This is a genomic window from Veillonella parvula (genome assembly GCF_047241225.1).
Lineage (GTDB): Bacteria > Bacillota > Negativicutes > Veillonellales > Veillonellaceae > Veillonella > Veillonella parvula_O.
Window position 1 is genome coordinate 504,554 of sequence record NZ_JBKTIE010000001.1, and the last position, 24,426, is coordinate 528,979.

Genomic DNA, 24,426 nt, shown 5'->3' on the forward strand with positions numbered 1-24,426 from the left:
TAAAGATATATTTCGTTTTATCGTTTTTGCAATATAAATAACTCAGGTGGATTATGTATTTGGTTCATCGGATGCCAATGGCATACATTATATATTTTCTGATCTAAATCTGATAAATACGATTTAAGAGACTGCATTTCTTCAAATCCCTCTGTTGTTCCAGGGTAAGCAACTATTGTAATAACTCCAGACTTGGAAAGTTTGTGTAAACCTTCATTTATGGCATCAATGGTTTGGTGAGGTTTTGTTACAACTTGGTGATCTCCTCCAGGTAAATATCCAAGGTTAAAAATCATTAAATCAATAACTTCATCTTTTAATTGATGAGCTACTGCCAAATCATGAGAGTCATGAATAAACGTTAAACTTACTTCTGGTGCAATAGCATTTGATTGTAAAAGCTCTTTGCTAGTTTTAATAGCTTTCATTTGAATATCAATTCCATATAGATGGCATGCTTTTTGTGCCCGTTTAGAAAGGTATAAAAGATCATGGCCATTACCACAAGTAGCATCTACTACCACTTTGGCATTTTCCATACATCGATCCCAGATTAAATGTTGGAATTGAACAGCATTGTTAATGTTAATCACAAAACCACCCCACTTGAGATTTGGTTATAACAATTCATCTCGACGAGATGCTAACTTTTTAAATAGTGTACCAAAGAAACATTGATCCTTGAATCGTACAAATAAACAATATACAGGGTTAGAGCTTATATGTAAGGTTTCTTTATTTGTAAAAGTATAGTCAAATGTACCATCAATACAAATATGTAATTGTGGTTCTCTTTCCGGCATTGTAATTTGAATCGTATCATGTTCCTCTAAAACAAGGCTTACACCTTGAATTAAGTGTGGCGCTACTGGGGTGACAATGATGGACCGATTATCTGGTTTCATGATTGGACCACCAGCCGATAGATTATAGCCGGTAGAACCTGTAGCAGAGGAAATAATTAAACCATCCGATGGATACATTTGCGTGTGTTGATTATTAATAGACATATTAATTCGCGCCATTTTAGCAGGCTCAGCACGAGTGATAACAATTTCGTTAATGATAGGAACTAGTTCTTCCTCTTTACCCTTATGACGTTCTATATAAGCATATAAATGTCCACGCTTTTCAATATTATAATCACCATTAGCAATACGTTTAATATGACTTTGCATTTGATGAATTTCAATTTGATTTAAAAAACCTAGTTCGCCAAGATTAATACCACAAACAGGTACATTATATGGATAAATTTGTCTTGCAAGATGGATGATGGTACCATCACCACCAAAACTAAAGGCAATATCTATTTGTTTGAAGATTTCTGGACGACTTAAAATATGAGTTTCAGGAATCTTAAGTACTCGTGCAGGTGCATCTGATTCGAGATCATCTGGCAAAAATACTTCGATACCTTCATCTTTACAAATATGTGCAGCCATTTTTAGAACTGCCATAATATTGCTTTTCCCCATATTGGGGAAGAATCCGATACGCATAGTAATCTCCTATAATGAATGGGCTTCTGCAACCACTGTATCAATCAAAGTATCATCAATGGTTAAGGCCCCTTCTTCGTACTTTTTAAAATAACCTAAAAACTCTATATTGCCTTCCATACCTTTAATTGGTGAGAAAGTTAAGCCATGTGTATACAATCCACAATCATACGCAACGTGTAGAATACGATGTAAAACTTCTTTATGGATTTCACTATCTCGCACTATACCGCCCTTACCAACATTTTCTTTACCAGCCTCAAATTGTGGTTTTATTAAGGCCACAAGTGAGCCCGTATCTTTTAATAAATTAGTAGCTACTGGTAAAACTTTGTCTAAAGAAATAAATGCTACATCAATAGAAATAAAATCAACAAGTTCACCTATTTGTTCAGCGGTAACAGTACGGATATTTTGTTTCTCCATATTAATCACACGTGAATCTTGGCGTAATTTCCAAGCTAATTGATTATATCCTACATCGATGGCAAAGACCTTAGACGCACCGTTTTGTAATGCGCAATCTGTAAAACCACCTGTACTAGCTCCTATATCAATCATCACAGTCCCATGTAAATCGATAGGGTAAGTTTGAATAGCCTTTTCTAATTTAAGTCCTCCACGACTTACATAAGGTAAAGTATTGCCTTTTACAATAATATTGGCATCCACAGGAATCTTGGTGCCTGCTTTATCTATACGTGTAGTATCCATAAATATAAGGCCCGCCATAATAGCTGCTTTTGCTTTTTCTCTACTTTCAAAAAGGCCTCGATTAACGAGGAGTATATCTAATCGTTCTTTATTGCTCATATTACACCATGATAAATACAATAAAACTGAATAAAGGCCACAAGAATACCGAGAATTAAACCACCAAATACTTCGATAGGTGTATGTCCCAACAACTCTTTTAATGCTTCTTTACGTGTAATGACAACAGGTATATTCTTTTTGGTAAAATAATCTACAATTTGATTAAGTATTTGAGCTTGTCGTCCTGCCTCTAATCGTACACCAGACGCATCATACATAACAACAATTGAAAATACTAAGGATAATATAAATAGATCCGTTACACCATTTTTAAGATAAATCGCTGTTGTTGTAGCAATTACAAATGATGTATGTGAACTTGGAAAACCACCAGATCCAACAAGGCGCTCTGGTCGGAATTTACCATGTCTTAAGAGTTGCCATACAAATTTGATAGCTTGAGCCGTAAACCAGCCCCAAAATGCAGCTTGCGCGATATAATTATGTGCTATTTGTGGTAATATATCAATCATTGTTTATACCTTCTACAGGTAATACCCATTAATTCGTACGTTCTAAAAGATAATCAATTAATGCTGATAGTATAGTTGTATCATAAGAAACCAAGTTTAACGCATCATGAGCTTGGCTACCTACTAAGTAGGCTTGATGTTTTGCTTGCTCTAAACCTAGTAAAGATACATAGGTAGATTTATGTTGGCGAATATCACTACCGGGTGTTTTTCCTAATTCTTCAATAGTACCGGTTACATCTAAAATATCATCAGTAATTTGGAATAATAATCCCAGGCAATTAGAATATTCCATAAGGGCTGTTCGCGTAGTCTTATTAGCACTTCCAAGAATAAGACCTAATTCTACAGAAGCGTTAAATAGTGCACCTGTTTTACCAGTATGTAAAACCTTTAATTCTTCTAAAGGAATATGTTTGTCTTCGCTGAGCAAATCAAAGGCTTGTCCCCCAACCATACCTTCAGGACCAGCCGCAGTAGCAACACATTTTATAGCATCTAGTTTTTGCTGTGCACTAGCAACTGTATTTGAAGTCATCAATTGAAAGGCATATGTTAATAACCCATCACCGGCTAAAATAGCAAGTCCCTCACCGTATACTTTGTGATTGGTCAAATTACCTCTACGATAATCATCATTATCCATAGCGGGTAAATCATCATGTACTAAGGAATATGTATGGATACACTCCATGGCGCATAGAAATTCCTTATAATCAGCTGGATCTTTATGAAGCATTTCTAACACAGCTTTAGATAAGATTGGTCGGATTCGCTTGCCGCCTTGCATTAAGCTATAACTCATGGATTCATAAAGAGGTTTAAATTCTTGATTTGGGCTACTTAAGACCTCACCTAACCATTGTTCAATATTTTGTTTGCTAGATGCTAAATAATCTTTGAACATAGAATCTCCTTATTCGCTGATGCGGACTTCTTCGATAATTTGTTGTACTTCATCTTCAACAGAGTCAAGCATTTCAGCACATTCTTTTACCAAAGTTAAGCCCTTTTTATATTGTGATAAAAGCTCAGAAATGGTCATATCCCCATCGTCTAATTGCTTAACAATATCTTCTAAGGCCTTATATTTTTTCTCATAACTTTTTAGTGATGCGGCCATCCTTGTGCGCCTCCTTTACCGTAGCAGTAATATAACCATCAGCTAGTGTAACTCGTATATCGTCATTTAGTTGTAATTGGGCAACCGATGTAATAGGTTTGTTATCATGCTCAACCTTTGCAAAACCTTTAATCATCATTTGTAATGGATTTAGCGACTCTAACTGTTGTGCCAATAATGCTAAGCTATGTCTCTCTGCATTACATCGTTCTTTAGTTGCATTAGTTAGAGTTTGTGAAAGCTCTTGTAAGTGTGATTTTTGCTTATGTAAAAATTGCAGAGCTGGAATACCAAGTTTTCGATTAAAGAGCAATGTTAAATCTGTACGTTTTTGTTGTAGTGTATAGCGTATATATTCGTGTAAATACTCTTCTTTTTCTGTCAGCTGATCTTGTAATGTAGTAATTGGAAGTACTGCCATTTCTGTAGCATGGCTAGGCGTAGCCCCGCGCGCATCAGCTACATAATCACATAAGGTGTAATCTGTTTCATGACCTACCGCCGAAATAATCGGTGTATGAGCATTATAAATTGCCTCTACAACAGCTCTATCATTGAAACACCACAAGTCCTCCATAGATCCACCACCACGACCAACGATGATGACATCAATATCTGGATCAGCATCTGCCGTAGCAATTCCTTTTGCTATAATTGGGCCTGCGGTACTACCTTGTACAGGAACGGAAAACAATTTAAATTGAACTAGTGGATTGCGTTGTTTACTAACATGTAGAATATCATGTAATACAGCACCAGATTGGGATGTAACAATACCAATGCAACTCGCCATATAGGGTAAACCTACTTTATGGCTATCATCAAAGTACCCCAAAGCAGTTAACGCTCGTTTTAGAGCGTCAAATTCAAGCTGTAACGGACTTTTAGCACCTATCTGCATATCTGATGCAATGAGATTTAAACGGCCCATTTTATTGTAAAAGTTAACAGATGCTTTTACAGTTACTAATAAACCATTTTGAATGGCATTAACTAGTCCCTTTTGCATGACTGTACTAGACCACATTGTCACATCAATAGCAGATTCCTCATCTTTTAAAGAAAAATACATATGTCCACTACTATGGCATTTTGCATTAATGATTGTACCACTTACATATACATTCTTTAATAGATATTCACGGTCTAAAGTACGCTTTATGAGATTGTTCAATTGTGTAATGGTTAGTACATTCACGATTATCCTCTAGATTCTTGTAAATATGCAGCACCAAAAGCATTACCTGTGGCATTATCAACAGAAAATTGTGTCTGCGCTACATGTAATTGGAGACGATTACGTTTACAACAAATTTCCATGCGCTTACGAAGTAAACTATTACTCATCACACCACCTACAGCGATAAGTGTACGTACAGGTTTCTCTTTAGTATGATAAGTAATCATTTTTTCTAGAGCATTTCCAATGGAAGTAAAAACAGCTCTAGCTAACTTAGATTTATCTATATCACTCATAGCGTTATTTATACGCCGCATAGCAGCACTACAAGGACCGGCAAAGCTAATCCATCCGTCTTTTACAGATGATGGCAATGGTTCATATTCTGTAGTTTGTAATGCTAAAGCCTCTAAATGTTTACCTGCAGGAAATGGTAAGCCTAATGCGACACCTATACGATCAACATATTGCCCCCCTTGTAAATCTTTAGAACCACCAACGATGTGAGATTCAAAAATACCGTTTCCTTGATAATGGCAATATACTAGTTCTGTCGTGCCACCTGATAGATGTAATGCCAAAAATGGCTCATTAGGAATATTTTTTAAATCCCTCAAAGCAGCTAATATATGATTCTCTTGATGTGCAAAAATATGTAAAGGTACATTCATAAGATGACTCAAGGTTTCTCCTTGGCCTAACCCAACCATAAAGGCTGGCATATACGAATTTTCTTCGCGCCGTGGAAAGCCACTAACACCGATACCGCTAATCGATACCTGAGGTAATTCTGACATTAGCTTAGGTAATGCCTTTATATGCTGAAAGACCATATTTGATTGTTGTAGTCCTCGCTCACCTGGTTTTACCTCTAAGATTTTACGTGCTTCCCCTACTATGTGAAAGTCGCTATCTACAATGGCACAACTTGTGGTGTAACAGCTCGTATCAATGCCTAAGTAATATCGTTTCATTATTTACTCTTATTGTATGCGTCTAAGATTGCATTAATTAATTTATAAGATGCATCAGATCCAAACTCTTTTGCTAATTGAATGGCTTCATTAATAGCAATGGATGGCTCTAAAGCTTCCGCTTTATTTGTCATTTCCCAAACGGCAATACGTAAAATAGAACGATCCACCTTATCTAAATTTGCTACTTTACGAGATTTACAGAATGGCTGTAATGTAGCATCAATTGCTTCAGTGTTTGATAGTACACCCTCTATAATACTATTTGCATATGCCTTATCCATTGCTTTATGAATGTTTCCTTCAGGAAATTGAACATCATTTTGATCAGTATGAAATTCATTGGCATATAACATTTGGAATGCGTATTGACGAGCCTCTCGCCGATTTCGCTTAGTTACCATGTAAAACTGGCTCCTTTTCTTTTACAATACCTTCAATATGCACATCAACCTTAATATGATCAAGATCTAGCATATTTTTTAAGGTTTGTTTGATTTCTAATTGCAATTGTTTTGATAATTCAATGAGATTATATCCATACAATGCTTTAATATAAATGTTAATTTCAATAAAACCTTTACGATGCTTTACATTGATACCAGGTAAGCTACGCTGACCAAAAGCATGTGTAATACCCTCTACCAACTCATCGTAAAAGCGTGGGCTTAAAGAATGAATACCAGGAATGGTTCCTAAAGTTTTTGTTGCTACATCAATGATGACAGAATCTGCAATATCAATGGTATCCGTGTCTAAACCATAATTTAATTGATTATCTGAACTCATAGAGATACCTCCTATGGCTGTTGAGGTGTTACTAAATCATCAAAAATAATGTCTTGTACAACTACATCAATAGTTTGAACCTCAATTTCTGTATAAGAGACTAAAGCAGTTTTAATGCGCTCTTGTAGACGTAAAACAACATCAGGAATACGATATCCATACTGAATGCACACATATAGTGTAACTGATATTGCTCCTTCATCGTTAAAGGATATCTTAACACCTTCATGATCGGATTTACGTCTAAAAAAAGTGTTAACGCCATCATTAAAGGTGGAACTCATATGATGAATTCCCTTTGTGTCAAGCGCTGTCATTGTTACAATTGTAGCATATACATCATCGTTAATCTTAATCTTACCCGACTCTAGTTCAGTATTTTTCTTGGTCATACTGGCCTCTTTCAAAAAAAGCACCTGTCCCTATATATAATTACATAGACGACAAGTGCTTACAGTGCAAATGTTACGATATATGGGGAATAAGATTCCTTGAAAAGATCTTGCCCCAATACATATCAATGAGTATTAGGCACGTTCGATGTATTGTCCTGTACGAGTATCAATACGAAGTACATCATCTACTTCAATGAAGAGAGGTACTTTTACAGTGTAGCCTGTTTCTAATACGGCTGGTTTATTACCACCAGTCGCAGTATCGCCACGGATACCAGGATCTGTTTCAACTACGCGAAGTTCAACAGCTACAGGTAAATCGATACCGATTACGATACCTTGGAAAAACATGATGGATACTTCCATATTTTCAAGAAGGAAGTTTTTAGCATCACCTAATTGTTCAAGGGTAAGTTCAACTTGATCATAAGTTTCGTTATCCATGAATGTATAAGAGCCATCAGATTCATATAAGTATTGCATACGACGACGATCAACATGTGCTTTAGGCACTTTTTCACCTGCATTAAATGTACGCTCAACTACAGAACCAGTTTGCAAGTTTTTCATTTTAGTACGTACGAATGCAGCACCTTTACCTGGTTTAACGTGTTGAAAATCAACTACTTGCCATACATTACCGTCAATTTCAACGGTTACACCTGGACGAAAATCATTACTGGAAATCATCTAACTCTTCTCCTTCTAAATACCTATTTCAATTAACTCTTTTGGACTATGTGTCAACACCTCATAGCCGTCAGATTTGACGATGACACTATCCTCTATTCTCAATCCGATAGTACCTGTTATATAAATGCCAGGTTCTACCGTAATGATCATATTTTCTGTAAATACCGTATCGGATTTAGTATTGGCTACTGGTTCTTCGTGAATCTCAAGACCTACGCCATGCCCAGTACCATGATTAAATTCCTTGGTATATCCATGTTCTTTAATATAATCACGACAAACTGCATCAAGTTCTTTACCAGTAATACCAGCCCGAACTGCAGCTACGCCACGTTTTTGTGCTTCTAAAACTATACCATACAGGTTCTTTTGTAATTCAGAGGCAGGCCCCATTACAATAGTTCTAGTCATATCAGAATGATAACCCTTATATACTGCACCAAAGTCAAAGGTAACAAAATCACCTGCTTCAATGACCTTATCACTGGCTACACCATGAGGCATACTAGAACGATTACCAGAAGCAACAATGGTTGCAAAGGAAGGTTCCTCTGATCCACGTTTTAACATTTCTGATTCTAATATAATGCGCGCTTCGTTTTCTGTCATCCCTACCTTTAGTTGTGGTAGCAAGGCAGCAAAAGCACCATCACCAATTTTAGCAGCTTTACGCAATAAGTCTAATTCATCTTCACGCTTAACCGCACGTAGTTTTGCAAAATTGATAGATGTAAAATTAAAGCGTTCATCTAATGTATCACATAAAGTTTCATACGTATCCACAGGCATTTGTTTGCCTTCTATACCGAATAAACTTTCGTGAATATGATATTCATTGAATATATCTACAAGAGTATCCATAACAGTTGTTTCATATTGAATAACTGTGTACCCTTCACATTGTTTTGTTGCTTGTTCAGTATATCTGAAATCAGTAATCATAAAGGCTTTATCTTGAGTAATGATAGCAAAGCCTGTAGTACCAGTAAAGCCTGCAAAATAATGTAAATTTATAGGGCTTATTAAAATGACGCCTGTTAATTCTTGCTCTTTAATATACTGTTGTAGCAGATTTAATCCATTCATAATCTTGCTCCTAGTCTATAAAGTACAATTAATCTTACCATAAAATGCCTATATTGAATAGAATTTTATGCTATTTTTTAAAGCCCTCTATCTGTTCAACGGTCAATTCCATTGCAGAACCAACTTCCTCAATGCCACTTAAATCAATATGACCAATCGTAAGACGTTTCAAATATGTTACAGTACCACCTGCAGCACCAATCATGCGCTTAACTTGATGATATTTGCCTTCTTCAATCGTTATATGTGCTGAGTGTAACGATACAGATTCGATTTCTGCCGGTTTACATTGCGTACCATCTCCAAGAAGAATTCCCTTTTTAATACGTTGTATACCTTCATCAGATAGCGTTCCTTCAAATTCTACGTAATAAATCTTAGGCACATGTTTATTACCATTGATGATAGAATGTCCCCACACACCATCATTAGTTAATAATAAAAGTCCTTCTGTATCCTTGTCTAATCTGCCTACTGGAACAACTCCCATTTTTATGAATTCTGGAGGGAGTAAATCCATAACAACAGGGTGATTAGAATCTTCTACCGCTGTAACATAGCCCTTTGGCTTATGAAATTTTACATAATATAGTTGAGTAGTACTAACAACCTTACCATCAACAGCAACTATATCAACATTAATATCAATGTGAGTATCTTTTTTCGTTGTTATACTACCATTGATGGTAACCCTTCTATCCTTTATGATTTGATGGACTTCTTTTCGACTACCATAAGCTTTATTGGCTAATAATTTATCTAGTCGCATCATGCATGACCTTGTAATATATCTACGTGTGCTGTATCATTGAGCAAGTTTAAAATATTATGATCAAACTCTCCCATGCCATTATAGAATATACGATTAATTGCTGTATTACCTTGACTAAAATTCCAACAATGACTAATGGAAATATCTAATAATTTACACAATAATGTTCGTATAGTTCCACCATGACAAGCAATGAGAAGTGTTTCCTCCTCATTATTAACATTGATAAATTCCTCTAGACCTTCCCATGCACGGTCTTGTAAATTCTTAAAGCTTTCACCATTAGGAACCTTAACTAGATGTGGTCGCAAATACATTTCATCTATCAAACCAGGCCAACGATCTTCGATATCTGAAAATAGCATAGCTTCCCAATCGCCAAAATTAAGTTCTCGTAAGCGTTTATCTACTGTTATAGGAGTAGTACGTTCCCCGCGAATGACTTCAGCTGTAACTAAAGCACGACTCAAATCACTAGATAATATGCGATCAAATTTAACATCTTTAAGAGCCTGACCACATGCCTTTGCTTGATTTAAACCATTTTCATTAAGTGGAACATCTGTGATGCCTTGGTATTTTCCCATTTTGTTCCAATCAGTTTCACCATGGCGCACAATATACAATGTCTTCATAGTCTTCCTATACTTTCAAAATATCTGTTAATTTTTCTACTAACTTAACATTAGTATCATGATCTTTAATTGCAACGCGAACCCATTGATTATTTAATCCCATATAAGAATCACAGTTGCGAACAATCATATTATCTTTTTTAAGAGCTTCATTAATCGACTCTGCCGTTATTCCTTCTTGCTCAATGTGGAACAACATAAAATTAGCTGAAGGCGGATATACAGTAATACCATCTATAGTATCTAATGAGTTATGCATAAAAAGTTGCTCTTCATGTAATACTTGTTTTGTTCGTTTCACATACTCTACATCATTCAAAGCCGCCTCTGTATAGGATTGAGCTAATGTGTTAACAGACCAAGTGGGAATAAAACTATTTAGTTGCTCAATGATAAGAGGATTGCTGAAAGCAGCACCAATTCGTAGCCCTGGCACGGCATAGAATTTTGTAAAAGAATGAACCACGATAATATTATCAAACTCGTTAACTAGGGAGCGCATGGAGTATTCATTATCTTGTAATGTGTCGTTACCAACAAAATCGATAAAGGACTCATCTATAACAAGTAAACTATTAGCATCTTTCAGCATGCTTGCAATAGTACGAATATGGTTTTTATCAAGTAACGTACCATCTGGATTATTGGGATTACCTAGAAATACAATAATACGACCATCTTGCCCCTTTAACTCAGCTGCAAAAGTTTCTAATGCTAAATAAGGAACCTCAAAATAAGGTTTTCCATGTTCATCTTCCCGTGGTCGATAATAAATATCGCGTACTGGAATTCTACTTGCTTCTAAAGCTGCTTTATATTCAGAAAAACCTGGTGCGGGAACAAAAGCGCCCGTATAGCCAGGTAACCGACAAATTGCATATAATAGCTCTGCTGCTCCATTGCCAACTACAATTTGATTTTTATTCATACCATAGATATCAGCAATGGCATTTAATATATCATCATTTGTAGCATCCGGATAATGTGATATATATCGCAATTGAGATTCTAATGCAGATAAGCCACGTTGGCTAGGGCCTAGTGAATTAATATTAGCACTAAAGTCAATAACATCGTATGGTTCAATTCGTTGTTCATGGGCAAACTGAAAGATATTGCCCCCATGTATTTTAGACATACTATTCTCTTTCTATGAAATACTTTATCGTTTGATATAAGTTAATCCTTCATTCGTAGTTTCAACCGTATCTACATAGGTTAATTGTGGCAACTTACGTAAAATCTCATTCTTACAATCATCAATACGACCATAATCAACGGGGAATAATAGTCCCATAATGGTTCCGCTATGAGCGATGATTGTTCCCACACTATTATAAGAATTACCTACATCGTGAAAGTCATATAAATTAGGTTTATATAAAATACGCTGATTGCCAAAAGCACTTAATGTAGCAGCTTGGCCAATGAGCTTTATATCATGCGTTATAAGACCCTGTTTAAAGAAATCAAAGGATTCTTGTATAATAGATTCTTTTTCTAAAATTTTATTTTGTAAATCTGCTTGTTTATTAAAGCTAACTGTATCAATGCTACCGCCTTCGTCAAAAACGAGGATTTTTAAAGGTGGGCACATACCTAATGGCTTAGAGATAGTCCCTTTAATATAATCAAACTGAGTTACACCTTGATAAAAAGAGGCATCTGTAGGCTCTACAGATAGACAAATTTGCTCAAGTTCTTTTAATGATAAATCATAGTCCATGGCCAAAGCTGTAGCCATAGCTGTTACAGAAATATCTGCCGAACTTGAAGCCATGCCTTTTCCTTGCAGAATATCGGATCTTACATACACAGGCGGGCAAATTTGATTTTTATTTTTTTGTTGGACCAATTCTTGTACTAATTTACGAGCTTGTGCAGATTTTGGTTGAAGTGCACAAAATTCTTTAGAAAAAGGTTGTATTACATTACTCAATGCGTAGGAGTATCGATTAATTGGACATGTCACTAAAAATGACTGACCATCAATAGAACCTTGTAGAAATTCCCCACATGTACCTGGGGCTCTTACATAATAGGTCACATTAAACTCCTTTCACATCAAATAAAGTATACGTTCTAAAGATATTAAAACTTTGAAAATCAAAAATTTAGAGTTAGAACATAGTTGGATTATTAACTACCGTAGCTGATAGTATAGATAAAATTATGCTATATACCAATATCAATAATACTTCAGTTACTTCCACAACAAATCCATATGTATCACCAGTAGTGCCACCTAACGCTTTTACAATATAGCGGTTTAATAATCGGTTAATAATATACGTAATAATCATGCTAACAATATTGATTTGGAAAATACCTATAGTAGCATATACTAACACACCTAGTCCTACCAAATACCCTACATCAGGTGCTGAAAAAATTGCATAAGCACCATATAAAAGTGTATATAATACTAAACCGATTAATAGTAATAGAATAGGCATAAAGAACGTAGATATGGTGTTATAAGTAATAACATATTTAGGTGCTAAATTAGCAAATGCTGCCCCCATCCCCTGTTCTCTAGCATATGGATAGGATCGAATACTAAAAACCATAGACCAGCGGCTCATTAAAGGCATCATAATGAGTGCCATAGGAATAAATTCAGCCGATGGAATCGAAGCTAATAATTGCCATTTCAAAAGTGTAACAAATACAAAAGCAACAACTCCAAAGGAGCCTATACGACTATCTTTCATGATTTCTAGTTTACGTTCTCTTTCACGGCCGGAAAACAAACCATCGCTTGTATCCATCAAACCATCAGCATGAAGGCCACCAGTTATTAAAAACTCAGCCACAACGATAATTAACATCAATGGCATAATCGGAATAAATGGCGACAATACGCCATATAATATAGCTAGTATGAGACCAATAATAAGGCCCACATAAGGAAAGGCTACTACCGATTTACCAAAGTCCTCTACAGACCATTCAGTTTGATTTACAAGTTTTAAACGCGTTAAAAATTGTAGTGCTATAAAAAAAGGTGTCATTATACATTCATCCCATAGGTAATGACTGTACTAATGATGACCATTAGTATAGTCGTAACATACATCATATAAATAGTTCGTGTAATATGGTTGCGATTCAACTTTTCAATAGGGTCACCCATATATTCGCGAAAAGTCATTTTTTTGAAATATTGATTGTAACCACCTAAGCGAATATGTAAAGCTCCTGCAACTGGTGCTTCTGCGTAACCACCATTAGGGCTTGGATGTTTCTTAGCATCGCGCAAACCAATTTGGATCGCCTTTTTTGCATCAAAGCGTAAAAAGAATGCAGAAATTACAATTAATACAAAGGTAATTCGGGCAGGAATCCAATTTAATATGTCATCAAAGCGTGCAGCTACGCGACCAAAGTACAAGTACTTTTGATTCTTATAGCCTAACATAGAATCCATAGTATTAGCAGTTCTATAAAGAATAGCCCCCATAGGGCCACCGATAATAAAAAAGAAAAAAGGTGCAATGATACCATCTACCGTATTTTCCGCAATCGTTTCTACTGTAGCACGAGTGATTTCACTTTCATCTAGGTCTTCAGTATCACGTCCCACAATCCAGGATAAACGTTTACGAGCTTCTACGATATTACCTTGTTTTATTAACTGACTAATCGTAAAACCTGCGCCAGCCAATGAACGTGGAGAAATGGCGATGTAGAGGATCACTACTTCGAAAGCATAGTATACCCATTTGTCTACTACTCCACCTAGCCATAACAATAAAGATACTATGATATATACCGATATAAGAATTAAACCTACTGCAATACCACCGTACCACAATTTCTTCGTATCATTATCAGTGTCCTTATAAAGAACGGCTTCAAAAAAAGATATTATACGTCCAATAATGGCCACTGGATGATATTTACTATTAGGATCTCCAATAATTAAATCCAATAAAAATGCTAAAACTGGTATACACACAAAGTTATACTTCGAAAACCAGTGAAAAAATGTTAAATGTTCCATATATCTCCTCTACTATCCCAAAGTAGACATAATATAGTCCATATCTAAATGTTCCTCCACAATATCAGCTAAGCGATTATATGCCGCATTTTTATGTTCAAAATAATGGAATACTACATCTAATGGTTGTAATCCCTTGCGTTCACGTAATTGATTGATAATAAAACGTCTAAACTCGTCATTATCAAATACACCGTGAATATATGTACCCATTACCTGATGATTGCCATCAATAAAACCATCAATAACATTGACGGCCTCTTCACTGCGACTTGTAATTGTAAAGCAACGAGACACTGTATCTGCTAGTGGTGTAGTATCCCCCATATGAATTTCATAGCCTACTAATTTTTCACCCCTGAAAGTACCATTTAAGAACTGTAAATTAGATACATTGAATTGTACTTGATGGGTAGTTTTTTGAGCCTTCATAGTCGTGGAGGATTCAACAAGGCCAAGTCCTTCAATTTCCTCGATATCACCTTCCATATGATGCGGATCATAAATAGTTTTACCTAACATTTGGTTACCGCCACAAACACCGATAACAGGTGTACCTTGAGCAGCCAATTTTTTGATTTCATCAGCAAAGCCTGTATCGCGTAAATATGTTAAGTCAGCCAATGTATTTTTAGAACCAGGTAATATAATTAAATCTGGTGTACCGATAACATCTCCAGGGCCTACAAAACGGACAGATACATCTGGCTCATAATTAAGTGCATCAAAGTCTGTAAAATTAGAGATTTTAGGTGTTTGCATAACTACGACCTGAATATCTTTAGACCCACTATTGCGTTTGTTCTCTAATGCAACAGAATCTTCTTCATCAATATCGAGGTTTTCAATGGCAGGAATAACTCCTACCACTTTTTTACCTGTTTTTTCTTCAATAAATGTAAGAGCTGGTTCTAATAGTTTGATATCACCACGGAATTTATTGATAACGATACCTTTGATAAGATCGCGTTCTTCTGGTTCTAATAGTTCTAAGGTACCAACAATAGACGCAATAGCACCACCTCGGTCAATATCTGCAATGAGAAAAACTGGAGCTTGAGTCATCTTGGCAATACGCATATTTACAATGTCATTTGCTTTTAAGTTAACTTCTGCAGGGCTACCAGCACCTTCGATAACCATCATATCAAAATTTGAATCTAAGAAATCGATAGATTCTTTAACCTTATCTAAAGCGGTTAGAGAATATTTAGTATGATATTCTTTAGCACTATATACACCAACAGGTTTTCCCATCAATACAACTTGAGACGATTGATTGCCTGTAGGTTTTAATAAAACAGGATTCATTTGAACTATTGGATCAATACCAGCGGCTTCGGCTTGAGCGACTTGAGCACGACCAATTTCATCGCCCCATTTTGTCACATAAGAATTGAGAGCCATATTTTGTGCTTTAAAAGGAACGGTCTTAAAACCTTTTCTATAAAAAATACGGCATAATGCAGTACAAAGAATACTTTTACCTACATTAGAACTCGTTCCTTGAAACATTATTTTCTTAGCCATTTATATGAACCTCCTGTGATTTCAATTCAATGGTAACACCACTAATTGTTAAATAGAGTTTATCTGCAACAGAAGCTACTGCTCGATTCACACGACCAGCAATATCTCTAAAATATCTAGCCAGTTTATTATCCGGCACAATACCTAACCCAATTTCATTGGTCACAAATATAACTGTTTTACCTTCACATGATTGTATCGAGTCTAATAAAGTGTCTAATTCTGAAAGTATTGTCTGTTCTAAACTATTAGCATCTTCTTGACCACGAATGGAGCCATAAGCCATCATGTGATTGGTAGTGAACATGGTTAAACAATCTATAAGAATTACATCTGCTGATTTACTGATATTTTCCCATTCATCAGCTAAATGTAAAGGTACTTCAAAATTATTCCATATTTTTCCTCGTCGCTCTTGATGTTTTTTGATGCGATCCACCATTTCCTCATCAAAAGCTTGGCCCGTAGCTACATAAGCTTTTAAACCTTTTGTAGCCAATGCTAAACGTTCAGCAAATTCACTTTTTCCACTACGTGCCCCACCGGAACACAATATAATTTGTGATTTCATAATGCACCTATACAAGAATTTATAATTTCAGTATCATTATAAGTATAACAAAGGAGCGATACTATGGAAATTATGAATATGAAACTAAAAATGATGGCTACTTTATGGGATAACACATATCGTGTTGCCATCGATGACGGGCAAGGTAAATATATTGGTACTGCACGAGTAGTAGTGAATGTTCCGCTACCACCAGAAGCCTTACCAGAAAATGCACCTCAAGTTGAAGCACAACTCTTAGTATTAGTTGAAGACTTTGATTTCGGCGCTGATAAAATTATAAACTTTGAAACAACATTAGCCAATCTATTAAGAGAAAAATTCCGTTATGAAATTCCTCATATCTTTTTCTACTATCCTAGTCCTCAAGATGTTTTAAACCAAACAATTTCACAATAAGGTCTATAACGAGCAAAAAGCTATGTAAAATACATAGCTTTTTTTGTTTATTCTGCTCCAAGTTCTTCCTCTACACGACACAAGATAAAGCAAAGGTCGGATAGACGATTTAAGTATTTTAAATTAGATTCGTGAACACTTTCACCAGCGTCTAATACCCGCCATAAAGCGCGTTCCGCACGTCGAGTAATCGTTCTAGCTACATGTAAGTAAGCAGAAGATTGTTTTTCACCTGGAATAACAAAACTAGATAAAGGTTCTAATTTTGCATCAAAGCGATCTATAACTTTTTCTAAATGCTTTACATATTGCTCAGTAATTACCGGAGCGGCATTTAAACTTGCAATATCGGCCATTAATGTCCATAAGTTGCGCTCAATATCGTATAATTCAGCAGAAACACGTGGATTTTCAGCATAAGCGCGAGCCAATCCTAAAAAAGCTTGTAATTCATCGATTGTACCATAAGCTTCTACGCGTAAAGATGATTTCTGTACACGTTCGCCCGTGTATAAACCAGTTGTACCAGCATCACCTGTTTTTGTATAAACGCTACTTGCCATATGATTACCTCCTATAGATAACATGGATGTAGAAATAAAAGCTAAAGAATCCCAACCTTGAGATTATTTGTATTCAGGGAACCAAAGATGAATTTCACGAGCAGCGGCTTCTGGAGAATCAGAAGCATGTACTACGTTAGCATCCATTGTTAGGGCATAGTCACCACGAATACTACCAGGGGCAGCATCTACAGGATTTGTTGCTCCGTTTAAAGCACGTACGGATACAATTGCGTTCTCACCAGCTAACACAAAAGCAAGAACTGGTCCTGATGTAATAAAATCAACTAATTCACCAAAGAATGGTTTTTCCTTATGTTCTGTATAATGTTCTTCCGCTAATTCACGAGGTACTTGTAAGAGTTTTAATGCTTTAATAACAAGGCCTTTACGTTCATAACGGCTAAGAATTTCACCACTTAATTGACGTTTAACTGCATCTGGTTTAATTAAAACTAATGTTTCTTGCATAATACCCTCCAGTAGATACTAATTATAATATTGCCTTTTCTTTATACTTTGGATTCATAGCTTGTTTCTTTAACTTTTGAATACGTTCTTCCGTGCGAGGATGTGTACTAAAAAGATTGCTCAAGCTTTCACCAATTCCCATCATAGGGTTAATAATAAACATATGGGCTGTAGCATTACTTGCATTAGGCAATGCACCATGTTTAGAGTAGTAGTCAATTTTTGCAAGTGCAGAAGCCAGTGCTAATGGATTGCGACACATATCTCCGCCTCCCTCATCAGCTAAAAACTCACGAGTACGGGAAATACTCATCTGAATAAGACCAGCTGCGATAGGTGCAATAATGATTGTACCAAGAAGCGCCAAAGGGTTAGTACCTTCTCGATCATCGGAACGCCCAAATATGGCAGTAAATTGAAGTATATTGGCTATCATAGAAATAGCACCAGCCATCATAGCTGCAATTGTACTAATCAATGTATCTCGATTCTTAACATGCGTTAATTCGTGTGCAAGCACACCTTCTAATTCTTCATCAGTTAATAGACGTTGGATACCTTCTGTAACAGCAACTGCTGCATGACTAGGATTTCTACCTGTTGCAAATGCATTCGGTACCTCACTGGGAATGATATAAACCTTTGGCATTGGTAAATTACCATTTTTAGCCAATTGCTCTACCATTGCATATAGTTTTGGATTAGACTGTGCAGTAACAGGTTGAGCATTGTATTGGGCTAAAACGATTTTATCGCTGTACCAATAGGACATAAAATTCATACCCATGGATATGACAAACATCATAATCATACCGCTTCTGCCGCCAATCATATCACCAATAACCACTAAAATGGCCGTTAGCGTCGCTAATAAAAGTGTTGTTTTTATATTGTTCATAGTTTCCTCCAATTATTGTTATGGACTATGCCTAACACTATAATTATACCATAAACTATATAATTAACGCTCCAGTTGTATCAGCTTCTAAGCAATATATTTTATTTTCAATCTCATTTGCTGTGAATACGGCCCCCATAGCCTTTGCTACCTCTTGTACATGAGTTTTATCAACATATGCAATCAGAGTAGAACCCGATCCACTGATAGTAGCACCGTAAGCTCCAGCAACTTTTGCGGCTTCAAAAACTTCATCACAATGAGGAATCAATGTCTTACGATAAGGTACATGCAAGTTGTCATCTAAGGCAACAGATAAATTACTTAATTGATGCGTAATTAAGCTTGTTACAAATAATGAAGCATGACTTACATTTTGTACAGCTTCTTTAAATGGAATATGATTTGGTAGCACAGAACGAGCATATTCAGTAGATACCATGACTTCTGGTACTACAACAGCAAAATGTAGCTCCGGAGGAATAGAAATGACCGTGTTTAGTACCTTATTTTTTAAACCTGTAGCACAACATAAATTTCCGTAAATAGCTGGCGCCACATTATCTGGATGACCTTCCATACGATTTGCTATAACTAGTAACTCTTCTTTTGAAAGTGGATGCTTTACCAATGCGTTCGCCAGTAAAAGTCCCCCTACTATAGCCGTACTACTACTACCTAGTCCACGAGATGGAGGAATCAAGGTTTCAGAAGTTATATGACCATATCGAATTGGTTCTTGAGCAGTAGCAAAAACTTGATCCATAGCGAAACCAATTAGATTCTTTTTAGGATCTTCAGCGCGTAGAATATCTGCACCAAAACCTTCAAAAGTATATATATATTCTGTAGCATTTTCATCTGGTGTAAAGCTGAATATATTATAAAGATTTAGTGCTAATCCTAAGCAATCAAAACCTGGGCCACAGTTTGCACTAGTGGCAGGTACTTGTACACGAACAGTATTCATAATTAAGCTTCCATAATACGAATGACACTATTAACAGCCTTAACGGAGCGCAAGCTATTAAAAGAGTCTATAAGATTTAAAATATAAGATCTTGGGCATTTAGATGTAACAATGGCAAGAACTGCAGTTTCTGGATCCATATTTCGTTGAACGATGGATAAAACAGAAATTTTTTGTTCTGCTAATTTTGCAGAGATTTTTGCTAGAACACCTGTTTTATTATCCACTGCTAAACGCAAGTAGTAGCTAGATTGGATTTTACCTGGAGAATAAATATCTTTTTGATCATAATAGAACGGTTTCAAACGCCCTGTTTCATTATAAGAGACATTCTTTGCCACTTCCATTATGTCAGATACTACAGAACTACCTGTCGGTAAGCTACCTGCACCACGACCATATAGCATGACATCATCGATACCATTACCCTTAACATAAATTGCATTATAGGATCCGCGAACAGATGCCAATGGATGTGTAGTAGGAATAAATGCAGGGTATACATTTAGAGATAATCCTTGAGCAGTTTCTTTAGCAATACCTAATAATTTAATATTGTAACCAAACTCTTTCCCAAATTTTATATCTTCAGTATCAATACAAGTAATACCTTCTACAGTTACATCTTCAAAGAAAATACGACGGTTAAAACTAATGGATGCAAGTATTGCCAATTTACGAGCTGCATCAAGGCCTTCAACATCAGCTGTAGGATCTGCCTCTGCATATCCTAACTCTTGTGCTTCTTTCAATACATCTTGATAGCTTAAACCTTCTTCAGACATTTTAGTCAAAATAAAGTTTGTAGTACCGTTCATAATGCCAATGATTTCAGTAATACGATTACCGGCTAACGATTCATATAATGTGCGGATTATAGGAATACCACCTAAAACAGATGCTTCAAAACGTAAGTCTACCCCATTTTTACTCGCTAAGTCTAATAAGTATGGACCAGCTTCTGCTAATAAGTCTTTATTTGCAGTTACCACATTCTTCTTAGCTTTTAAAGCCCCTTCTACACAATCTTTTGCAAAGTTTGTACCACCCATTAATTCCACTACCATTTGAATGGAGTCATCTTTTAATACTTCATCAATATCAGTTACATATTTAGCTGTTTCTGGTAATATAATATGACTATATTTTTCTGGATTTCGTACGTAAATTTTAGAAATTTCAACATTGACACCTGTACGATTTTTAATTAATTCAGCATTGTCTTGCAATAAGTTAAAAGTACCTTGTGCAACAGTACCAAAACCTAATAAAGCAATTTTTATAGTGGTCATAATCGTCCTACTCTCTTAATTAGCCTATGCTTGGCCTAAAATCTCTACCTTTATAATACCCTTCATAGAGCGAATATCTAGCAATAAATCTTCTAATGAGCCTTGTAAATCCTTGCTTTCAAAAGAAATGCTACTATTCGCAATGCCTTGTAATGGAATATCTTGATTAATCGTTAAAATACTACCGTTACGTTCAGCAATGGCTTTCAAAACGCTTGATAACATACCAGATTCATTTGACATAGAAACATAAATACTAACAATTTTTCCTTGAGCAATTTCAAAAAATGGAAAAACATAATCCTTGTATTTATAATACGCAGATCGACTTAAATCCATTTTTTCAACTGCTTCGTTAATTGTTTTAACCTCACCTAGTTTTAGAATTTCTTTTACTTTTATCGTCTTTTTTATAGCCTCTGGTAAAATATCTTCTTGAACCAGATAAAATTTATCTTTTTTTGGTTTAGACATAGAGCACACTCCCTTATTGTTCTCTTGAAGTTTCTTGGGCAACGAATTGTCGTCCATATAATGTTAATACTGCATACATACCGATAAAGAATGGCATATACTCAGCCACAACACGCCATCCTACAGCGATGATGCCCACTGTTCCATTAGGTACAAAGGCACTAAATAATACTACAAATAGACCTTCTGCAATGCCTGTTCCCCCTGGGGTTGGTGCAAAATACAAAATAAGATTTAATAAAATCATGCGATCTAAAATATCGATAATAGGAATATCTGGTGTGAAAGCATACATTAAGGCGGGTGCAATACAATATAAGCATAATAAACTCAAACCAGATTCAATAAAAACTATTAAAGATTGGACAGGTTGTTTATAAAGTAAACCAAGACCTTGATTTAGTGTTTCTAATTTAGAAAGCCAATCTTTAGTGTTATGTGCTTTAAATCGTTGTGCTAGATTATAGACAAATTGACGCATATACTTAGTCTGTAATATATAAGTTCCCACTAAGGTTGCTATAACAGCAAGCACGGCAAAAATCAAAAGCATATCACGAGAGATATATGGAATTTCAATAGCATCTCGTAAGAATACTAATGGCAGCATAATGACCAAAAACATAATGGAAAATACGGTACGTATTAATACAATCGGTGTACCTTTAGATATAGGTACGCCATAACTTCTCAACACCAGTACTTGCGCGACAGCACCACCGCTAGCTCCAGGTGTCAACATAGCCATAAAATAATTACTAAAAATAACTCGTAGCACTGCTCGTATCGATAACTTGTAACCACCAATTTTTACGAGCCTTTGAAGTCGTAATCCATCAAAATACATACCTGCTACTAAAGCAACTAAAGCTAATAATAAGGAAATACTATTAAAAGATGATATGGCTTTCAATGCATCTAAATCAATAGTATAGTAAATAATACCAATTGATACAGCCAATAACAAGAGAAACATAAAGATGCCTCTCTTCATCATTTTACTCATACCAAGTCTCCATAATTAATGAGCTCTATATCATGTTGACTTATATATAATCGCGTATGACTGGAACAGAGTGCATGCAACTCATCTTCCCAATGATAACCCCAATTATAAAGCTTACTAAGAATACTACTATTACTACCTGGGTGAACCATCAATTCATGTGTACCAGAATGTTTATTTACCGCTTTTAGGATACCCATTAGAGATTTCTGATTTATATGACCTCCATTTACCATGCCCCAAAAATATTGGGTTGTAGTCATACAATTATTTCGTATGATTGGTCGCGCATTAGCCGCAACCGTTGATAAACCAACTTTACCAAGAAATCGAATTGGGGAATACATATAATTCATAAAACCAGTAGACTCATCGGGTATACGTATAGCATGTATACCAAAGGATTTTGCCTGTTCAATCACAATTGGCAATACCGTTGGTAACACATGCAAATGTTGATGTCCATCAATATGAGTTACCCTTAAGCCGGTATCCATTATTTGAGCTATTTGTGCATGAATCTCTTTACGTAATTCACTATAATTGATTTTGCCAGAGTAAATACGTTTAATAAATTCTACATAGTTCTCTGGAAATACACCTTCTGGTGTGAGAAGTGATGAAACTTCTGATGGATCACATACTGGTTTGACCCCACCCACCAAGGTAATATGAATACCAATGCCCAACTTAGGGTTTTGTTTTGCCATACTTACGGCTTCTGTAAAAGCTTCTCCTCCTGCCATTAAAGAGGTACTGGTAATAATACCTCTACGGTGACCATCAATAATACCAGCATTAACTGCACTATGAAGGCCAAAATCGTCTGCATTTACAATTAATTTGGACATAGTTATCTTCCTTTTCATGAAAAAAAGGGAGAACTTTGTTCTCCCACAAAGGATATATGTTATTTTACCAAATACACAACTAAAAAATCAATACAAAAGCCCTCTACTTGTTTACTAGTAGAGGACTTTTTATAAGGTCATAAAATTTTATCATATATATACTAAGGCATCAATTGTTCTTGTACTTTATACATACATAATGCAGCAGCTACGCTTACATTTAAGGATTCCATATCACCATACATAGGAATCATAATACGATTTGTACATAGATTCATAACTTCTGGTGTTACACCATTTCCTTCGTTTCCTAATACTAGCATAGTTCGCTTAGCATAACTTACAGTATGATAAGGATTGGAATGTTCTAAAGCTGTTACATAGCTAGTCATATTAGACTCGGTTACCATATCATGTAACAGAGATAAGGTAATGTCTTCATATAAAGGTATTTTATGTAAGGCGCTCATAGTACTGCGCACTGTCTTGTCATTAAAAGGGTCCACAGTTCCTTTCATCAAAAATATCCCTTTAACACCTGCTGCAACAGCAGTACGAATAATGGTACCTAGATTGCCGGGATCTTGAACACCATCTAATGTAATATATAAACCATCCACAATAGAAATTGATTCAATATCATATGTAGGCTTTGATACAATAGCAACTACACCTTGTCCATTTACGGTATTATCTACTTTATCAAACACTGGATCTTGTGCGATATATTTAGGTACAGATTGAACAGTATCTAAGTCTAATAAATCTAATATATTTTTATCTTGCGCTTTAGATTCACGTATAACGATTGTTTTTACTGCACCCATAGCTGCAATATCTCGAATAGAGCGAATGCCTTCAACGATGTACTCTCCATTTTTTTGGCGATTTTTACGTTGCCTTAATGAGATAATTCGCTTAATCGTTTTATTATCTTTAGATTGGATAAATTCCATA

Annotated in this window: 31 protein-coding genes; 1 reads left to right on the forward strand and 30 read right to left on the reverse strand. The window is 35.7% G+C overall.

The features are described from left to right. Positions 1 to 17: 17 nt before the first annotated feature. The 21 genes from ACLRYO_RS02310 to cobU form a co-directional block, all read right to left on the reverse strand. Complete coding sequence (locus ACLRYO_RS02310; protein ID WP_120054780.1) at positions 18 to 593, reverse strand: tRNA (mnm(5)s(2)U34)-methyltransferase; 576 nt, start codon at positions 591 to 593, stop codon at positions 18 to 20. 24 nt (positions 594 to 617) lie between these two features. Then, positions 618 to 1,502 (reverse strand): NAD(+)/NADH kinase, encoded by an 885-nt coding sequence (locus ACLRYO_RS02315; RefSeq protein WP_004697273.1) that lies wholly within the window; start codon positions 1,500 to 1,502, stop codon positions 618 to 620. Between the two features lie 9 nt (positions 1,503 to 1,511). Continuing rightward, positions 1,512 to 2,315 carry a TlyA family RNA methyltransferase gene (locus ACLRYO_RS02320; RefSeq protein WP_120054779.1) on the reverse strand — a complete coding sequence of 268 codons (804 nt, stop codon included), beginning with the start codon at positions 2,313 to 2,315 and terminating at the stop codon, positions 1,512 to 1,514. Then, the gene (locus tag ACLRYO_RS02325) at positions 2,312 to 2,791 is read right to left on the reverse strand and encodes a divergent PAP2 family protein (protein ID WP_004695814.1); all 480 of its coding nucleotides are present in this window, start codon (positions 2,789 to 2,791) and stop codon (positions 2,312 to 2,314) included. Before ACLRYO_RS02325 ends, ACLRYO_RS02320 begins: the two co-directional genes overlap by 4 nt. A gap of 28 nt (positions 2,792 to 2,819) precedes the next feature. Beyond that, the gene (locus ACLRYO_RS02330; protein WP_413084654.1) at positions 2,820 to 3,698 is read right to left on the reverse strand and encodes a polyprenyl synthetase family protein; all 879 of its coding nucleotides are present in this window, start codon (positions 3,696 to 3,698) and stop codon (positions 2,820 to 2,822) included. A gap of 9 nt (positions 3,699 to 3,707) precedes the next feature. Next, a complete protein-coding gene (gene xseB, locus ACLRYO_RS02335; protein WP_004697322.1) occupies positions 3,708 to 3,914 on the reverse strand; it encodes an exodeoxyribonuclease VII small subunit in 207 nt (68 codons plus the stop codon). Beyond that, on the reverse strand, positions 3,889 to 5,112 hold the full coding sequence (gene xseA, locus ACLRYO_RS02340) for an exodeoxyribonuclease VII large subunit (protein WP_120054778.1): 1,224 nt from the start codon (positions 5,110 to 5,112) through the stop codon (positions 3,889 to 3,891). The genes xseB and xseA overlap by 26 nt, the downstream gene beginning before the upstream one ends. A 2-nt stretch (positions 5,113 to 5,114) precedes the next feature. Further along, positions 5,115 to 6,068: a metallohydrolase gene (locus tag ACLRYO_RS02345; RefSeq protein ID WP_120054777.1), complete on the reverse strand. Its 954-nt coding sequence runs from the start codon at positions 6,066 to 6,068 to the stop codon at positions 5,115 to 5,117. Beyond that, on the reverse strand, positions 6,068 to 6,472 hold the full coding sequence (gene nusB / locus ACLRYO_RS02350) for a transcription antitermination factor NusB (protein ID WP_120054776.1): 405 nt from the start codon (positions 6,470 to 6,472) through the stop codon (positions 6,068 to 6,070). Before nusB ends, ACLRYO_RS02345 begins: the two co-directional genes overlap by 1 nt. Continuing rightward, the gene (locus ACLRYO_RS02355; protein WP_004695803.1) at positions 6,462 to 6,857 is read right to left on the reverse strand and encodes an Asp23/Gls24 family envelope stress response protein; all 396 of its coding nucleotides are present in this window, start codon (positions 6,855 to 6,857) and stop codon (positions 6,462 to 6,464) included. Before ACLRYO_RS02355 ends, nusB begins: the two co-directional genes overlap by 11 nt. A gap of 11 nt (positions 6,858 to 6,868) precedes the next feature. Then, positions 6,869 to 7,249, reverse strand: a complete 381-nt coding sequence (locus ACLRYO_RS02360) for an Asp23/Gls24 family envelope stress response protein (RefSeq protein WP_004695801.1) — start codon at positions 7,247 to 7,249, stop codon at positions 6,869 to 6,871. Between the two features lie 135 nt (positions 7,250 to 7,384). Continuing rightward, positions 7,385 to 7,942 (reverse strand): elongation factor P, encoded by a 558-nt coding sequence (gene efp / locus ACLRYO_RS02365; RefSeq protein WP_004695799.1) that lies wholly within the window; start codon positions 7,940 to 7,942, stop codon positions 7,385 to 7,387. 15 nt (positions 7,943 to 7,957) lie between these two features. Continuing rightward, positions 7,958 to 9,031: a M24 family metallopeptidase gene (locus ACLRYO_RS02370; protein WP_120054775.1), complete on the reverse strand. Its 1,074-nt coding sequence runs from the start codon at positions 9,029 to 9,031 to the stop codon at positions 7,958 to 7,960. Between the two features lie 70 nt (positions 9,032 to 9,101). Then, positions 9,102 to 9,800, reverse strand: coding sequence for a pseudouridine synthase (locus ACLRYO_RS02375; protein WP_120054860.1), 699 nt, complete (start codon positions 9,798 to 9,800; stop codon positions 9,102 to 9,104). Then, positions 9,800 to 10,438 carry an alpha-ribazole phosphatase gene (gene cobC, locus ACLRYO_RS02380; RefSeq protein WP_120054774.1) on the reverse strand — a complete coding sequence of 213 codons (639 nt, stop codon included), beginning with the start codon at positions 10,436 to 10,438 and terminating at the stop codon, positions 9,800 to 9,802. The genes ACLRYO_RS02375 and cobC overlap by 1 nt, the downstream gene beginning before the upstream one ends. A 7-nt stretch (positions 10,439 to 10,445) precedes the next feature. Beyond that, positions 10,446 to 11,576: a pyridoxal phosphate-dependent aminotransferase gene (locus ACLRYO_RS02385; protein WP_278471561.1), complete on the reverse strand. Its 1,131-nt coding sequence runs from the start codon at positions 11,574 to 11,576 to the stop codon at positions 10,446 to 10,448. Positions 11,577 to 11,600: 24 nt separating this feature from the next. Further along, positions 11,601 to 12,485: a GHMP kinase gene (locus ACLRYO_RS02390; protein ID WP_120054772.1), complete on the reverse strand. Its 885-nt coding sequence runs from the start codon at positions 12,483 to 12,485 to the stop codon at positions 11,601 to 11,603. 73 nt (positions 12,486 to 12,558) lie between these two features. Further along, positions 12,559 to 13,452 (reverse strand): adenosylcobinamide-GDP ribazoletransferase, encoded by an 894-nt coding sequence (cobS, locus tag ACLRYO_RS02395; protein ID WP_077708403.1) that lies wholly within the window; start codon positions 13,450 to 13,452, stop codon positions 12,559 to 12,561. Beyond that, positions 13,452 to 14,444, reverse strand: coding sequence for an adenosylcobinamide-phosphate synthase CbiB (gene cbiB, locus ACLRYO_RS02400; RefSeq protein ID WP_120054771.1), 993 nt, complete (start codon positions 14,442 to 14,444; stop codon positions 13,452 to 13,454). Before cbiB ends, cobS begins: the two co-directional genes overlap by 1 nt. A 12-nt stretch (positions 14,445 to 14,456) precedes the next feature. After that, positions 14,457 to 15,974 carry a cobyric acid synthase gene (locus ACLRYO_RS02405; RefSeq protein WP_120054770.1) on the reverse strand — a complete coding sequence of 506 codons (1,518 nt, stop codon included), beginning with the start codon at positions 15,972 to 15,974 and terminating at the stop codon, positions 14,457 to 14,459. After that, positions 15,967 to 16,545: a bifunctional adenosylcobinamide kinase/adenosylcobinamide-phosphate guanylyltransferase gene (cobU, locus tag ACLRYO_RS02410; RefSeq protein WP_120054769.1), complete on the reverse strand. Its 579-nt coding sequence runs from the start codon at positions 16,543 to 16,545 to the stop codon at positions 15,967 to 15,969. Before cobU ends, ACLRYO_RS02405 begins: the two co-directional genes overlap by 8 nt. Before the next feature lie 63 nt (positions 16,546 to 16,608). Between cobU and ACLRYO_RS02415 the strand changes: the two genes are divergently transcribed. Next, positions 16,609 to 16,944: a hypothetical protein gene (locus tag ACLRYO_RS02415; RefSeq protein ID WP_004695781.1), complete on the forward strand. Its 336-nt coding sequence runs from the start codon at positions 16,609 to 16,611 to the stop codon at positions 16,942 to 16,944. Positions 16,945 to 16,991: 47 nt separating this feature from the next. Here the strand turns inward: ACLRYO_RS02415 and ACLRYO_RS02420 are convergent, their stop codons facing one another. The 9 genes from ACLRYO_RS02420 to ACLRYO_RS02460 form a co-directional block, all read right to left on the reverse strand. Beyond that, the gene (locus ACLRYO_RS02420) at positions 16,992 to 17,507 is read right to left on the reverse strand and encodes a cob(I)yrinic acid a,c-diamide adenosyltransferase (RefSeq protein ID WP_012864346.1); all 516 of its coding nucleotides are present in this window, start codon (positions 17,505 to 17,507) and stop codon (positions 16,992 to 16,994) included. Positions 17,508 to 17,570: 63 nt separating this feature from the next. Then, on the reverse strand, positions 17,571 to 17,978 hold the full coding sequence (ndk, locus tag ACLRYO_RS02425) for a nucleoside-diphosphate kinase (RefSeq protein ID WP_120054768.1): 408 nt from the start codon (positions 17,976 to 17,978) through the stop codon (positions 17,571 to 17,573). Between the two features lie 22 nt (positions 17,979 to 18,000). Further along, positions 18,001 to 18,876, reverse strand: coding sequence for a zinc metalloprotease HtpX (gene htpX / locus ACLRYO_RS02430; RefSeq protein WP_012864344.1), 876 nt, complete (start codon positions 18,874 to 18,876; stop codon positions 18,001 to 18,003). A 55-nt stretch (positions 18,877 to 18,931) separates the two neighbouring features. After that, positions 18,932 to 19,846 (reverse strand): homoserine kinase, encoded by a 915-nt coding sequence (gene thrB / locus ACLRYO_RS02435; RefSeq protein ID WP_120054767.1) that lies wholly within the window; start codon positions 19,844 to 19,846, stop codon positions 18,932 to 18,934. 2 nt (positions 19,847 to 19,848) lie between these two features. Further along, positions 19,849 to 21,138, reverse strand: coding sequence for a homoserine dehydrogenase (locus tag ACLRYO_RS02440; protein WP_120054766.1), 1,290 nt, complete (start codon positions 21,136 to 21,138; stop codon positions 19,849 to 19,851). Between the two features lie 24 nt (positions 21,139 to 21,162). Then, positions 21,163 to 21,612, reverse strand: a complete 450-nt coding sequence (locus tag ACLRYO_RS02445) for an ACT domain-containing protein (protein ID WP_413084655.1) — start codon at positions 21,610 to 21,612, stop codon at positions 21,163 to 21,165. Between the two features lie 13 nt (positions 21,613 to 21,625). Then, complete coding sequence (locus ACLRYO_RS02450) at positions 21,626 to 22,618, reverse strand: lysylphosphatidylglycerol synthase transmembrane domain-containing protein (protein ID WP_120054765.1); 993 nt, start codon at positions 22,616 to 22,618, stop codon at positions 21,626 to 21,628. Further along, complete coding sequence (locus ACLRYO_RS02455; RefSeq protein WP_120054764.1) at positions 22,615 to 23,469, reverse strand: ChbG/HpnK family deacetylase; 855 nt, start codon at positions 23,467 to 23,469, stop codon at positions 22,615 to 22,617. Before ACLRYO_RS02455 ends, ACLRYO_RS02450 begins: the two co-directional genes overlap by 4 nt. Before the next feature lie 161 nt (positions 23,470 to 23,630). Continuing rightward, positions 23,631 to 24,425, reverse strand: coding sequence for a TrmH family RNA methyltransferase (locus ACLRYO_RS02460; protein WP_120054763.1), 795 nt, complete (start codon positions 24,423 to 24,425; stop codon positions 23,631 to 23,633). Position 24,426: the final 1 nt, after the last annotated feature.